At 37.2% G+C, this 13674-nt stretch carries 15 protein-coding genes; 13 read left to right on the plus strand and 2 right to left on the minus strand.

Annotated features, from left to right (window positions below; genetic code table 11):
* Positions 1-754: IMP dehydrogenase (gene guaB, locus SMIDD26_RS00155; protein WP_246746830.1), on the plus strand; the 754-nt coding region annotated here is incomplete at its 5' end.
* Positions 755-811: 57 nt separating this feature from the next.
* Here the strand turns inward: guaB and recF are convergent.
* Positions 812-1903 carry a DNA replication/repair protein RecF gene (gene recF, locus SMIDD26_RS00160; protein WP_061438544.1) on the minus strand — a complete coding sequence of 364 codons (1092 nt, stop codon included), beginning with the start codon at positions 1901-1903 and terminating at the stop codon, positions 812-814.
* 2 nt (positions 1904-1905) lie between these two features.
* Complete coding sequence (yaaA, locus tag SMIDD26_RS00165; protein ID WP_061438545.1) at positions 1906-2274, minus strand: S4 domain-containing protein YaaA; 369 nt, start codon at positions 2272-2274, stop codon at positions 1906-1908.
* Between the two features lie 158 nt (positions 2275-2432).
* Here yaaA and yfmF point away from each other — a divergent pair, with 158 nt between their 5' ends.
* The 12 genes from yfmF to tsf all read left to right on the plus strand — a co-directional run bounded on the left by yfmF (position 2433) and on the right by tsf (position 13605).
* A complete protein-coding gene (gene yfmF / locus SMIDD26_RS00170; protein ID WP_061438546.1) occupies positions 2433-3683 on the plus strand; it encodes an EF-P 5-aminopentanol modification-associated protein YfmF in 1251 nt (416 codons plus the stop codon).
* Complete coding sequence (gene yfmH / locus SMIDD26_RS00175; protein ID WP_061438547.1) at positions 3680-4963, plus strand: EF-P 5-aminopentanol modification-associated protein YfmH; 1284 nt, start codon at positions 3680-3682, stop codon at positions 4961-4963. The genes yfmF and yfmH overlap by 4 nt, the downstream gene beginning before the upstream one ends.
* Before the next feature lie 41 nt (positions 4964-5004).
* On the plus strand, positions 5005-5847 hold the full coding sequence (rodZ, locus tag SMIDD26_RS00180) for a cytoskeleton protein RodZ (RefSeq protein WP_061438548.1): 843 nt from the start codon (positions 5005-5007) through the stop codon (positions 5845-5847).
* A 10-nt stretch (positions 5848-5857) separates the two neighbouring features.
* Positions 5858-6403 (plus strand): CDP-diacylglycerol--glycerol-3-phosphate 3-phosphatidyltransferase, encoded by a 546-nt coding sequence (gene pgsA, locus SMIDD26_RS00185; RefSeq protein WP_061438549.1) that lies wholly within the window; start codon positions 5858-5860, stop codon positions 6401-6403.
* A complete protein-coding gene (locus SMIDD26_RS00190) occupies positions 6400-7227 on the plus strand; it encodes an energy-coupling factor ABC transporter ATP-binding protein (protein ID WP_061438550.1) in 828 nt (275 codons plus the stop codon). The genes pgsA and SMIDD26_RS00190 overlap by 4 nt, the downstream gene beginning before the upstream one ends.
* Positions 7212-8051: an energy-coupling factor transporter ATPase gene (locus SMIDD26_RS00195; RefSeq protein WP_061438551.1), complete on the plus strand. Its 840-nt coding sequence runs from the start codon at positions 7212-7214 to the stop codon at positions 8049-8051. Before SMIDD26_RS00190 ends, SMIDD26_RS00195 begins: the two co-directional genes overlap by 16 nt.
* A complete protein-coding gene (locus SMIDD26_RS00200) occupies positions 8044-8838 on the plus strand; it encodes an energy-coupling factor transporter transmembrane component T family protein (protein WP_061438552.1) in 795 nt (264 codons plus the stop codon). The genes SMIDD26_RS00195 and SMIDD26_RS00200 overlap by 8 nt, the downstream gene beginning before the upstream one ends.
* A 59-nt stretch (positions 8839-8897) precedes the next feature.
* The gene (gene mreC, locus SMIDD26_RS00205; protein ID WP_061438553.1) at positions 8898-9716 is read left to right on the plus strand and encodes a rod shape-determining protein MreC; all 819 of its coding nucleotides are present in this window, start codon (positions 8898-8900) and stop codon (positions 9714-9716) included.
* Positions 9716-10210: a rod shape-determining protein MreD gene (gene mreD / locus SMIDD26_RS00210; RefSeq protein WP_061438554.1), complete on the plus strand. Its 495-nt coding sequence runs from the start codon at positions 9716-9718 to the stop codon at positions 10208-10210. Before mreC ends, mreD begins: the two co-directional genes overlap by 1 nt.
* 93 nt (positions 10211-10303) lie before the next feature.
* Entirely contained in the window at positions 10304-11482 is a 1179-nt protein-coding gene (gene pcsB / locus SMIDD26_RS00215) for a peptidoglycan hydrolase PcsB (RefSeq protein WP_061438555.1), read from the plus strand.
* A gap of 223 nt (positions 11483-11705) precedes the next feature.
* On the plus strand, positions 11706-12485 hold the full coding sequence (gene rpsB / locus SMIDD26_RS00220) for a 30S ribosomal protein S2 (RefSeq protein WP_000268466.1): 780 nt from the start codon (positions 11706-11708) through the stop codon (positions 12483-12485).
* A gap of 79 nt (positions 12486-12564) precedes the next feature.
* Positions 12565-13605 (plus strand): translation elongation factor Ts, encoded by a 1041-nt coding sequence (gene tsf / locus SMIDD26_RS00225; protein ID WP_050223249.1) that lies wholly within the window; start codon positions 12565-12567, stop codon positions 13603-13605.
* The last annotated feature ends 69 nt before the right edge of the window (positions 13606-13674 follow it).

Here is a 13674-nt window from a genome sequence, read left to right on the forward strand (position 1 = left end):
TTTTGAGGCAGGGGCGGATGCGATTGTTATTGATACTGCACATGGTCATTCTGCAGGTGTCTTGCGTAAAATTGCTGAGATTCGTGCTCACTTCCCAGATCGTACTTTGATTGCTGGAAATATTGCAACTGCTGAAGGTGCACGTGCCCTTTATGAAGCAGGTGTAGATGTTGTCAAGGTTGGTATTGGACCAGGTTCTATCTGTACTACTCGAGTAATTGCTGGTGTTGGTGTTCCACAAGTAACAGCTATCTATGATGCTGCAGCCGTTGCGCGTGAATATGGAAAAACGATTATTGCTGACGGTGGAATCAAGTATTCTGGAGATATTGTAAAAGCACTTGCGGCTGGTGGCAATGCTGTTATGCTTGGATCAATGTTTGCTGGAACTGATGAAGCTCCAGGTGAAACTGAAATCTTCCAAGGACGTAAGTTCAAGACTTACCGTGGTATGGGATCAATTGCTGCTATGAAAAAAGGCTCAAGCGATCGTTACTTCCAAGGTTCTGTCAATGAAGCAAATAAACTTGTTCCAGAAGGAATTGAAGGTCGTGTTGCTTATAAAGGAGCAGCAGCTGATATTGTCTTCCAAATGATTGGCGGTATCCGATCTGGTATGGGTTACTGTGGTGCAGCTAACCTTAAAGAACTACATGATAACGCTCAATTTATTGAAATGTCTGGTGCTGGTTTGAAAGAAAGCCATCCTCATGATGTGCAAATTACGAATGAGGCACCAAATTATTCTATGTAAAAAAACAATGAAAAGAACTCCCGTGAAAATAGGAGTTCTTTTACGATGTTGTCAATTTTATTTTACACTAACTTTACCATCCTGAATAGTAAAGATACTTAGATTTTTTGGCAGACTTTGAAGATGATCTAAGCTTGTTGTTGTGATAAAGGTTTGGATTGAATGAGAAATCGTTTCTAATAATTTTAGTTGTCTAGTGTTGTCAAGTTCGCTCATAACATCGTCAAGCAGTAATATTGGAGATTCTGTAGTAATACTTTCCATTAATTCGATTTCTGCTAATTTTATCGAGAGGACGAGACTACGATGTTGACCTTGACTTCCAAAACTAGCATCCATCCCATTTATATAAAAAGAAATATCATCTCGATGAGGCCCAACACCAGTATTCTTTTTAAATAAATCTCTGGACCTACTTTTTTCTAAAGCAATTTTGAAAGATTCTGATAAGTCTTTCTTGTCAGTTATCTTTACAGAAGATTGATAGGATATTGACAACTCTTCAATCTGATTAGAAAGTTCAAAATGTTTCTTACGACCAAAATGCTCTAGTTTTTTTATGAAATCTAAGCGGTGATTCATCACACGACATCCATAATCAACTAGCTGATCATCTAGTACTGAAAGGAAGGTTTCATCTATTGTTTGAGCTGATTTTAAATAGGTACTTCTTTGCTTAAGAATATGGTTATAATTGGTTAAATCTGATAAATAGATTGGCTTAATTTGCCCAAGCTCCATATCAATAAATTTTCGTCGAACCGAAGGTGCTCCCTTAATTAGTTGTAAATCTTCAGGAGCAAATAAGACAACATTCATGTGTCCTACGTAATCTGAAAGGCGTGCCTGTTTTAAATGATTAACTTTTGTCACACGTCCTTTTTGTGTTAGTTCGATTTCGAGGGGAATAGATCCCGTTTTTTTCTGAACAAGACCTGAAAGATGAAGTTGTTCCTCATCAAAATGAATGAGATTTTTATCTGTTCGAGTTCGATGACTACGCGTTAAGGCTAAAAAATAGATAGCCTCTAACATATTTGTTTTTCCTTGTGCATTACGTCCCAAAAAGACATTCAATTTAGGATTAAAGTCTATTTTCGTCTCTTTGTAATTACGAAAAGTCTTGAGAGATAGGTGTTGTAGCCACATGATTATCTACCAGGGAATCGCGGAGCTTGTTTGCTTTTTGGTGATGAAGTAGGTTTAGAGTTGTCTTTTTTTACTCCTTTATTCATCTCCTTAACAAGTTTAGCGATTCGTTCTTTTTCAACTTTATCAGCTTGGTATTCATCTAGTTCTTCAGAAGTAGGTTGTGTCAACAAGATGTCAATATTCATGTCAGGGATGTCAACTTTATCGCCAATACGAAGTTTTTTACCGCGACGACTCTCTAATTCCCCATTAAAGTAAACAGAATGTTCAGAGAGAAAGGATTTGATAGCTCCTCCGCTATGTGTGATTCCAAGTTCTTTGAGTAGTGCTTGGAGGGTAATAAATTCTTCAAATAATTTGTATTCCATAATTCACCTCAATCTTTGGTATTATACCATATTTTCCTAAAAATAGTGAGAGAAACAGGGAGAAATGTAAGCGATTTTTATTTCAAAAGTGTTACAGAGAACAAGAAAATTTCAGGTTTTCGTGATATAATAGAAGTCTGTATATAAGGAGGTAAATCATGGAGTTAGTGCATGGAATTTCAACACATTTTATCCAATCAAAGAAGTTTAAAACGAACAAAATCGCCGTGCGTTTTACCACTCCATTATCCCTCGATACGATTGCAGGTCGCATGTTGAGTGCGAGTATGCTAGAGACTGCTAATCAGATTTACCCCACTTCTCAAGATTTGAGAAGACATTTGGCCAGTCTATACGGTACAGATATGTCAACCAATTGTTTCAGAAGAGGACAAAGTCATATTGTAGAATTGACATTTACCTATGTTCGTGATGAGTTTTTAAGTCGGAAAAATGTGCTAACTTCTCAGGTTTTGGAACTAGTAAAAGAAACTCTTTTTTCACCTGTGGTAGTTGATAATGGATTTGATCCAGCCTTATTTGAAATTGAGAAAAAGCAATTGCTAGCAAGTTTAGCAGCTGATATGGATGATTCTTTTTATTTTGCACATAAAGAATTGGATAAATTGTTTTTTCATGATGAACGTCTTCAATTGGAATATAGTGATTTACGAAATCGTATTTTAGATGAAACTCCACAGAGTTCTTATTCTTGTTTCCAAGAATTTTTGACCAATAATCGAATAGATTTCTTTTTCCTAGGTGATTTTAATGAGGTCGAAATTCAAAATGTATTAGAATCATTTGTCTTTAAAGATCGAGAAGGAGATGTGAAGGTCCAGTATTGTCAACCTTATTCCAATATCCTTCAGGAAGGTATGATTCGGAAAAATGTGGGACAATCCATTTTGGAATTAGGTTATCATTGCCCTTCTGAATATGGTGATGAGCAACATTTACCCATGATTGTAATGAATGGTTTACTTGGTGGATTTGCTCATTCTAAACTCTTTACAAATGTCCGTGAAAATGCTGGATTAGCTTATACCATTTCCAGTCAGCTCGATTTATTTAGTGGGTTCTTGAGGATGTATGCTGGCATTGATCAAGAAAATCGGAATCAGGCTCGTAAAATGATGAATAATCAATTACTTGATTTAAAAAAAGGATATTTTACAGAGCTTGAGTTAGAGCAGACAAAGGAAATGATTCGTCGGTCGTTGTTACTTTCTCAAGATAATCAAAGTTCATTGATTGAACGTGCTTATCAAAATGCCTTACTTGGAAAATCTTCAGCAGACTTTAAAAGTTGGATTACAAAACTTGAGCAAGTTGACAAAGATACTATTTGTAGAGCAGCTAGTAATGTGAAACTACAAGCGATTTACTTTATGGAAGGAATAGAATGACAAAGGTTGTTTTTGAAGAAAAATACTATCCAGCTGTAAAAGAAATGGTTTATCGAACTCGTTTGGCCAACGGATTGACAGTTGCTCTTTTGCCTAAAAAGGAATTTAAAGAGGTTTACGGGAGTGTAACTGTCCAGTTTGGTTCGGTAGATACGCTTGTCACAGAAGTTGACGTAGGTGTAAAACAATATCCTGCAGGAATTGCTCATTTTCTTGAACATAAATTATTTGAGAGAGAAGATTCTAGCGATTTGATGTCGGCTTTTACGAGTCTAGGTGCAGATAGTAATGCCTTTACAAGCTTTACAAAAACAAGCTATCTTTTTTCAGCAACGGATCATTTTTTAGAAAATTTAGAGTTACTTGATGAATTGGTAACATCAGCACATTTTACTGAAGATTCCATTTTAAGAGAGCAGGATATTATTCAGCAAGAACGAGAAATGTATCAAGATGATCCAGACTCGTGTTTATTCTTTTCAACTTTAGCGAATTTGTATCCTGGTACACCTTTAACGACGGATATAGTTGGAAGTGAGGAGTCCATTTCTCAAATCAATCTAACTAATTTGCAAGAAAATTTTACAAGATTTTACAAACCTGTAAACATGTCTCTGTTTTTAGTTGGCAATTTTGATGTGGATCAAGTACAGGACTATTTTGAAAGAAAAGAACTGGAAGATTTAGATGTTCAGGAAGTAGCAAGAGAAAAGTTTGTTTTAAAAGATGTAAAGCAAACAGATAGTATGAGAATGGAAGTGTCTTCTCCTAAACTGGCGATTGGGATTAGAGGTAAACGAGAAGTTGCTGAGGCGGATTGCTATCGACATCATATTTTATTAAAATTATTGTTTGCAATGATGTTTGGTTGGACTTCGGATCGTTTTCAAAAGTTATATGAATCAGGTAAAATAGATGCTTCCTTATCTCTTGAAATTGAAGTAACAAGTCGTTTTCATTTTGTTATGTTGACAATGGATACGAAAGAGCCAGTTGCTTTATCTCATCAATTTAGGAAGGCCATTCGTAATTTTACAAAGGATTTAGATATCACAGAGGATCATTTAGATATTATCAAAAGAGAGATGTTTGGAGAATTTTTCAGTAGCATGAACTCTCTTGAATTTATTGCAACGCAATATGATGCTTTTGAACATGGTGAGACAATTTTTGATTTGCCGAAAATTTTACAGGAAATTACTTTAGAGGATGTCCTTGAAGCGGGGCATCACTTAATAGATGAAGGGGATATAGTTGATTTTACAATATTCCCATCGTAGTAACCTATCATAATAGACACTAGAAAGAAGGGATGACAAGTATGAGAAAAAAAACAATTGGAGAGGTTTTACGATTAGCTAGAATCAATCAGGGATTGAGTTTAGATGAATTGCAGAAAAAGACAGAAATCCAGTTAGATATGTTGGAAGCAATGGAAGCAGACGATTTCGATCAACTTCCAAGTCCTTTTTATACACGTTCTTTCTTGAGAAAATATGCATGGGCTGTTGAGTTAGATGACCAAATTGTCTTGGATGCTTATGATTCTGGGAGTATGATTACTTATGAGGAAGTAGATGTTGATGAAGATGAGTTGACAGGTCGTAGACGTTCAAATAAGAAAAAGAAGAAAAAAACATCATTTTTACCTTTATTTTATTTTATCCTTTTTGCTTTATCGATTTTAATTTTTGTGACCTATTATGTTTGGAACTATATTCAAACTCAACCAGAGGAGCCTTCTCTTTCTAATTACAGCGTGGTTCAATCAACAAGTTCAATAAGTTCAACTAGCTCTGTTCCCCACTCCTCAAGTAGTAGTTCATCTAGCAGTTCTTCTAGTGTAGAATCAGCTATAAGTGTATCAGGTGAAGGAAATCATGTAGAAATCGCTTATAAGACAAATAAGGAAACAGTTAAATTGCAATTGGCGGTTTCAGATGTTACAAGTTGGGTCAGCATTTCAGAAAGTGAGCTTGAGGGTGGAGTGACCTTATCACCGGATAATAAAAGTGCAGAAGCAACAGTTGCAACAAAAAATCCTGTAACCATTACCTTAGGTGTTGTAAAAGGTGTTACTTTGACAGTAGATAATCAGACTGTTGATTTATCGAAGTTAACAGCGCAGACTGGACAAATCACTGTAACCTTTACTAAAAATTAAGGAAAAACGAATGAAAAAAGAACAAATTCCCAATCTCTTAACAATAGGTCGAATTCTCTTTATACCTATTTTTATCTTTATTTTAACAGTAGGAAATTCGATAGAGAGTCATATAGTGGCAGCTATTATCTTTGCTATTGCCAGTATTACAGATTATTTAGACGGATATTTAGCTCGTAAATGGAATGTGGTCAGTAATTTTGGTAAATTTGCAGATCCCATGGCGGATAAGTTACTAGTTATGTCGGCTTTTATTATGTTGATTGAGTTAGATATGGCTCCGGCTTGGATTGTTGCAGTGATTATCTGTCGAGAGTTGGCTGTGACAGGTTTAAGACTTTTATTAGTTGAAACTGGTGGAACAGTTTTAGCAGCAGCAATGCCTGGAAAAATTAAAACTTTTAGTCAGATGTTTGCGATTATTTTCTTGCTATTACATTGGACTTTGCTTGGTCAAGTTCTACTTTATGTAGCCTTGTTTTTCACTATCTACTCTGGATATGATTATTTCAAGGGTAGTGCCTATGTATTTAAAGGGACATTTGGTTCGAAATGAAATCAATAATTGATGTAAAAAATCTTTCTTTTCGCTATAAAGAAAATCAGAAATACTATGATGTGAAGGATATTACGTTTCACGTGAAACGTGGAGAATGGCTTTCGATTGTAGGGCATAATGGTAGTGGTAAATCAACGACGGTTCGATTAATTGATGGCTTACTAGAAGCAGAATCTGGCGAGATTGTAATTGATGGTCAATGTTTGACTGAGGAAAATGTTTGGAATATACGTCGTCAAATCGGTATGGTTTTTCAAAATCCAGACAATCAATTTGTTGGAGCGACTGTTGAGGATGATGTTGCCTTTGGTTTGGAAAATCAGGGCCTTTCTCGTCAAGAAATGAAAAAGAGAGTGGAGGAAGCTCTGACTTTAGTTGGCATGTTGGACTTTAAAAAGAGAGAGCCAGCGCGTCTATCGGGTGGCCAAAAACAACGTGTGGCCATTGCAGGTGTTGTAGCCCTAAGACCAGCTATTTTAATTCTAGATGAAGCGACAAGTATGTTGGATCCTGAGGGTCGTAGAGAATTGATTGATACAGTAAAAGGAATTCGAAAAGACTATGATATGACGGTCATTTCCATTACCCATGATTTGGAAGAAGTTGCCATGAGTGATCGTGTGTTGGTCATGAAAAAAGGGGAAATTGAATCAACTAATAGTCCAAGAGATCTTTTCTCTCGAAATGATTTGGATCAAATTGGATTAGACGATCCTTTTGCCAATCAATTAAAACATTCTTTGAGCCAGAATGGCTATGATTTGCCTGAAAATTATTTGACAGAAAGTGAGCTAGAGGATAAGCTATGGGAATTGCTCTAGAAAATGTGAGTTTTACATATCAAGAAAGGACTCCTTTAGCTTCAACAGCTTTGTCGGATGTTTCTTTGACGATTGAGGATGGTTCTTATACGGCCTTAATTGGACATACAGGTAGTGGGAAATCAACTATTTTACAACTATTAAATGGTTTATTAGTTCCAAGTCAAGGGAGTGTGCGAGTTTTTGATACCTTAATCACCTCGACTTCTAAAAATAAAGATATTCGTCAAATTAGAAAACAGGTTGGCTTGGTATTTCAGTTTGCTGAAAATCAGATTTTTGAAGAAACGGTTTTGAAAGACGTTGCTTTTGGACCGCAAAATTTTGGAGTTTCTGAAGAAGATGCGGAGAAGATTGCGCGTGAGAAACTGGCTCTGGTTGGAATTGATGAATCACTTTTAAATCGTAGCCCGTTTGAGCTGTCAGGGGGACAAATGAGACGTGTGGCCATTGCAGGCATACTTGCCATGGAGCCAGCTGTATTAGTCTTAGATGAACCCACAGCAGGCCTGGATCCTCTGGGAAGAAAAGAGCTGATGAATTTGTTCAAAAAACTCCACCAGTCAGGGATGACCATTATCTTGGTAACGCATTTGATGGATGACGTTGCTGAATATGCAAATCAAGTTTATGTGATGGAAAAGGGACGTTTAGTTAAGGGTGGTAAACCAAGTGATGTCTTTCAAGATGTTGTCTTTATGGAAGAAGTGCAGTTGGGAGTACCTAAGATTACAGCCTTTTGTAAACGATTGGCTGATAGAGGCGTGTCATTTAAACGATTACCGATTAAGATAGAGGAGTTCAAGGAGTCGCTAAATGGATAGTATGATTTTGGGGCGTTATATCCCAGGGGATTCGATTGTTCACCGGTTGGATCCACGTAGCAAATTACTGGCTATGATGCTACTGATTTTGATCGTTTTTTGGGCTAATAATCCCTTGACGAATCTAATTCTTTTTATAGCGACAGGGATATTTATTGCCTTGTCAGGAGTATCTCTTTCATTTTTTATTCAGGGCTTGAAGTCTATGTTTTTCTTGATTGCCTTCACAACTATTTTTCAACTGTTTTTCATTTCTAATGGGAATGTTTTATTTGAATTTTCGTTTGTGAGAATCACAGATTATGCTTTGCAACAAGCTGGGATTATTTTTTGTCGTTTTGTATTGATTATTTTCTTTTCAACTTTGTTAACCTTAACGACCATGCCCTTAAGTTTGGCCTCAGCTGTCGAAGCTTTGTTAGCGCCTTTAAAGCGTGTGAAAGTTCCAGTTCATGAAATTGGATTGATGCTGTCCATGAGTCTACGTTTTGTCCCAACCTTGATGGATGATACGACGCGGATTATGAATGCGCAGAAAGCACGTGGAGTGGATTTTGGTGAAGGAAGCATTGTTCAAAAAGTAAAGGCGATGATTCCCATTTTGATTCCTCTTTTTGCGACAAGTTTAAAACGTGCAGATTCTTTAGCTATCGCTATGGAAGCGCGTGGTTATCAGGGTGGAAAAGGCAGAAGTCAATACCGACAATTGGAATGGACTCGAAAGGATACGCTGACTATTCTTGTTATTCTCGTACTTGGTTGTTGCTTATTTTTCTTAAAATCTTAGTAGCATTTAAAGAATTGATTAAAAGTTACTATAACAGTTTTTGATATAAAGGTAGGGATATGAACCGTTTTAAAAAATCAAAATATGTCATTATTGTTTTTGTCACTGTTCTGCTTGTCTCAGCTCTCTTAGCGACGACTTATTCAAGTACAATTGTGACAAAATTAGGAGATGGAATCTCATTGGTTGATAGAGTTGTGCAAAAACCTTTTCAGTGGTTTGATTCTGTCAAATCAGATTTGGCTCATTTGACACGAACGTATAATGAAAATGAAAGTTTGAAAAAACAGATTTACCAATTAGAAGTTAAATCAAATGAGGCGGAAAGTTTAAAGACAGAAAATGAACAATTGCGCCAATTGCTTGATATGAAGTCCAAGTTGCAAGCTACAAAGACTTTGGCAGCAGATGTTATTATGCGTTCTCCGGTATCTTGGAAGCAGGAGTTGACCTTAGATGCAGGGAAATCAAAAGGGGCTTCTGAGAATATGTTAGCTATTGCAAATGGTGGCTTGATTGGGAGTGTTTCAAAAGTAGAGGAGAACTCTACTATGGTCAACCTTCTGACAAATACAGAAAATGCTGATAAGATTTCTGTTAAAATTCAACACGGCACTACTACAATTTATGGAATTATTGTTGGCTACGACAAGGAAAATGATGTTCTCAAAATTAGTCAATTAAATAGTAATAGCGATATTAGTGCAGGCGATAAGGTAACAACAGGTGGATTAGGAAACTTTAACGTTGCGGATATTCCTGTAGGTGAAGTGGTTGCCACAACGCATAGTACGGATTATTTGACACGAGAAGTAACTGTTAAATTGAGTGCAGATACTCATAATGTAGATGTGATAGAATTAGTGGGGAATTCATAATGAGACAGTTGAAGCGGATTGGAGTGTTTTTATTGCTTCCTTTCTTTGTTCTAATTGACGCCCATATTAGCCAGCTTCTGGGCTCATTTTTCCCCCATGTACATTTAGCTAGTCATTTTCTTTTTCTATTTCTCTTATTTGAGACGATAGAAGTATCAGAGTATCTCTACCTAGTCTATTGTTTTGTGATAGGCTTGGTTTACGATGTCTACTTTTTCCATCTAATAGGGATTGCAACTCTCTTATTTATCTTATTGGGAGCGTTTCTTCATAAATTGAATAGTGTTATTTTGTTGAATCGTTGGACAAGAATGCTAGCCATGATTGTCCTGACATTCCTGTTTGAAATGGGTAGTTATCTTTTGGCTTTTATGGTAGGGTTGACAGTGGATAACATGTCGATTTTTATAGTCTATAGCTTGGTACCGACGATGATTTTAAATTTTTTATGGATTACTGTTTTTCAATTTATTTTTGAAAAATATTATCTATAAGAAAGAAACAAAAATGTAACAAAGGCGTAATATTTATTGGAGTTTTTTTTGGTATACTAGTATTGTCTTAAACAGAAGGAGTATCTAAGTAATATGAAGAAAAAAATCTTAGCGTCACTTTTATTAAGTACAGTAATGGTTTCCCAGGTAGCAGTATTGACGACTGCCCATGCAGAAACGACTGATGACAAAATTGCTGCTCAAGATAATAAAATTAGTAACTTAACAGCACAACAAGAAGAAGCACAAAAACAAGTTGACCAAATTCAGGAGCAAGTATCAGCTATTCAATCTGAGCAATCTAACTTGCAAGCTGAAAATGATAGATTACAAGCAGAATCTAAAAAACTTGAGGGTGAAATTACAGAACTTTCTAGAAATATTGTATCTCGCAATGATTCTTTGGAAAAACAAGCTCGTAGTGCTCAAACAAATGGAGCTGCAACTAGCTATATCAATACCATTGTAAACTCAAAATCAATTACAGAAGCTATTTCACGTGTTGCTGCAATGAGTGAAATCGTATCTGCAAACAACAAAATGTTAGAACAGCAAAAGGCAGATAAAAAAGCTATTTCTGAAAAACAAGTAGCAAATAATGATGCTATCAATACTGTAATTGCTAATCAACAAAAATTAGCTGATGATGCTCAAGCATTGACTACGAAACAGGCAGAACTAAAGGCTGCTGAATTGAGTCTTGCTGCTGAGAAAGCGACAGCTGAAGGGGAAAAAGCAAGTCTATTAGAACAAAAGGCAGCTGCTGAGGCAGAGGCTCGTGCAGCAGCAGAAGCAGAAGCGGCTTATAAAGAAAAACAAGCTAGCCAACAACAATCAGTACTTGCTTCAGGTAATACAAACCTAGCAGCACAGGTACAAGCAGTATCTGAATCTGCAGTAGCACCTGTTCAGGCTAAAGTACGTCCAACATATAACACAAATGCCTCAACTTATCCAATTGGTGAATGTACATGGGGAGTAAAAACCTTGGCACCTTGGGCTGGAGACTACTGGGGTAATGGAGCACAGTGGGCTACAAGTGCAGCAGCAGCAGGCTTCCGTACAGGTTCAACACCTCAAGTCGGAGCAATTGCATGTTGGAATGATGGTGGATATGGTCACGTAGCGGTTGTTACAGCTGTTGAATCAACAACACGTATCCAAGTATCAGAATCAAATTATGCTGGTAATCGTACAATTGGAAATCACCGTGGATGGTTTAATCCAACAACAACTTCTGAAGGTTTTGTAACATATATTTATGCAGACTAATTATAGAGGGACTCGAATAGAGCCCTCTTTTTCAGGTTTTACCAGGGACAATAACTATTAAAAATCCCATCAAAATAGCTTGAAAATATCGAAAAAGTATGGTAGAATAAAAATTGTCGTGTGAACGATAATACTCATTCTTGATGAATTGTGAAACAGTTGCCTTTAGGTCGTTTTGCGAGTTGAAGTCAAGAAGAGGAAAAAACAAAAAGGAGAAATACTCATGGCAGTAATTTCAATGAAACAACTTCTTGAGGCTGGTGTACACTTTGGTCACCAAACTCGTCGCTGGAACCCTAAGATGGCTAAGTACATCTTTACAGAGCGTAACGGAATCCACGTTATCGACTTGCAACAAACTGTAAAATACGCTGACCAAGCATACGACTTCATGCGTGATGCAGCAGCTAACGATGCAGTTGTATTGTTCGTTGGTACTAAGAAACAAGCAGCTGATGCAGTTGCTGAAGAAGCAGTACGTTCAGGTCAATACTTCATCAACCACCGTTGGTTGGGTGGAACTCTTACAAACTGGGGAACAATCCAAAAACGTATCGCTCGTTTGAAAGAAATCAAACGTATGGAAGAAGATGGAACTTTCGAAGTTCTTCCTAAGAAAGAAGTTGCACTTCTTAACAAACAACGTGCACGTCTTGAAAAATTCTTGGGTGGTATCGAAGATATGCCTCGTATCCCAGATGTGATGTACGTAGTTGACCCACATAAAGAGCAAATCGCTGTTAAAGAAGCTAAAAAATTGGGAATCCCAGTTGTAGCGATGGTTGACACAAACACTGATCCAGATGATATCGATGTAATCATCCCAGCTAACGATGACGCTATCCGCGCTGTTAAATTGATCACAGCTAAATTGGCTGACGCTATCATCGAAGGACGTCAAGGTGAGGATGCAGTAGCAGTTGAAGCAGAATTTGCAGCTTCAGAAACTCAAGCAGATTCAATTGAAGAAATCGTTGAAGTTGTAGAAGGCGACAACGCTTAATTCATAATAAATAGTAATTACCTAGGAGGGCGGGGCTTAGCCCGGCTCTCCTATTTTTAAAAAATATAGGAGAATCAAAATGGCAGAAATTACAGCTAAACTTGTTAAAGAGTTGCGTGAAAAATCTGGTGCTGGTGTTATGGACGCTAAAAAAGCATTGGTTGAAGTGGAAGGCGATATCGAAAAAGCGATTGAATTGCTTCGCGAAAAAGGTATGGCAAAAGCAGCTAAGAAAGCTGACCGTGTTGCTGCAGAAGGTTTGACTGGTGTTTATGTTGACGGTAACATTGCAGCAGTTGTTGAAGTAAATGCTGAAACTGACTTCGTTGCGAAAAACGCTCAATTTGTTGAGTTGGTAAACGCAACAGCTAAAGCAATCGTTGAAGGAAAACCAGCTAACAACGAAGAAGCTCTTGCTTTGACAATGCCTTCAGGTGAAACTCTTGAAGCTGCATACGTATCTGCAACAGCAACTATCGGAGAAAAAATTTCATTCCGTCGCTTTGCATTGATTGAAAAAACAGATGCACAGCACTTCGGAGCATACCAACACAACGGTGGACGTATCGGTGTTATCTCTGTAATCGAAGGTGGAGACGAAGCACTTGCTAAACAAATTTCAATGCACATCGCTGCTATGAAACCAACAGTTCTTTCTTACAAAGAATTGGATGAGCAATTCGTTAAAGATGAGTTGGCACAATTGAACCACGTTATCGACCAAGACAACGAAAGCCGTGCAATGGTTAACAAACCAGCTCTTCCACACTTGAAGTATGGATCAAAAGCTCAATTGACTGATGAAGTGATTGCTCAAGCTGAAGCTGACATCAAAGCTGAGTTGGCTGCAGAAGGTAAACCAGAAAAAATCTGGGACAAAATTATCCCAGGTAAAATGGATCGCTTCATGCTTGACAATACTAAAGTTGACCAAGCTTACACACTTCTTGCACAAGTTTACATCATGGATGATAGCAAGACAGTTGAAGCATATCTTGAATCAGTTAACGCTTCAGTAGTTGAGTTCGCTCGCTTTGAAGTTGGTGAAGGTATCGAAAAAGCTGCAAACGACTTCGAAGCTGAAGTTGCAGCTACAATGGCAGCAGCCTTGAATAACTAATTATAGAAAGGAAGTAAATTTGCTTCCTTTTTTCTATGCAGTCGATCCCTATAGGGAGAGCTTCCTATT

It is taken from the genome of Streptococcus mitis, assembly GCF_001579035.1.
Classification (GTDB): domain Bacteria; phylum Bacillota; class Bacilli; order Lactobacillales; family Streptococcaceae; genus Streptococcus; species Streptococcus mitis_J.

What these genes read in the sequence shown, in the direction of transcription:
- pcsB (WP_061438555.1), top strand. Translation starts at nt 10,304, where the DNA reads ATGAAGAAAAAAATCTTAGCGTCACTTTTATTAAGTACAGTAATGGTT.
- yaaA (WP_061438545.1), bottom strand. Translation starts at nt 2,274, where the DNA reads ATGGAATACAAATTATTTGAAGAATTTATTACCCTCCAAGCACTACTC.
- SMIDD26_RS00200 (WP_061438552.1), top strand. Translation starts at nt 8,044, where the DNA reads ATGGATAGTATGATTTTGGGGCGTTATATCCCAGGGGATTCGATTGTT.
- mreC (WP_061438553.1), top strand. Translation starts at nt 8,898, where the DNA reads ATGAACCGTTTTAAAAAATCAAAATATGTCATTATTGTTTTTGTCACT.
- rodZ (WP_061438548.1), top strand. Translation starts at nt 5,005, where the DNA reads ATGAGAAAAAAAACAATTGGAGAGGTTTTACGATTAGCTAGAATCAAT.
- rpsB (WP_000268466.1), top strand. Translation starts at nt 11,706, where the DNA reads ATGGCAGTAATTTCAATGAAACAACTTCTTGAGGCTGGTGTACACTTT.
- SMIDD26_RS00195 (WP_061438551.1), top strand. Translation starts at nt 7,212, where the DNA reads ATGGGAATTGCTCTAGAAAATGTGAGTTTTACATATCAAGAAAGGACT.
- yfmF (WP_061438546.1), top strand. Translation starts at nt 2,433, where the DNA reads ATGGAGTTAGTGCATGGAATTTCAACACATTTTATCCAATCAAAGAAG.
- recF (WP_061438544.1), bottom strand. Translation starts at nt 1,903, where the DNA reads ATGTGGCTACAACACCTATCTCTCAAGACTTTTCGTAATTACAAAGAG.
- mreD (WP_061438554.1), top strand. Translation starts at nt 9,716, where the DNA reads ATGAGACAGTTGAAGCGGATTGGAGTGTTTTTATTGCTTCCTTTCTTT.
- yfmH (WP_061438547.1), top strand. Translation starts at nt 3,680, where the DNA reads ATGACAAAGGTTGTTTTTGAAGAAAAATACTATCCAGCTGTAAAAGAA.
- SMIDD26_RS00190 (WP_061438550.1), top strand. Translation starts at nt 6,400, where the DNA reads ATGAAATCAATAATTGATGTAAAAAATCTTTCTTTTCGCTATAAAGAA.
- pgsA (WP_061438549.1), top strand. Translation starts at nt 5,858, where the DNA reads ATGAAAAAAGAACAAATTCCCAATCTCTTAACAATAGGTCGAATTCTC.
- tsf (WP_050223249.1), top strand. Translation starts at nt 12,565, where the DNA reads ATGGCAGAAATTACAGCTAAACTTGTTAAAGAGTTGCGTGAAAAATCT.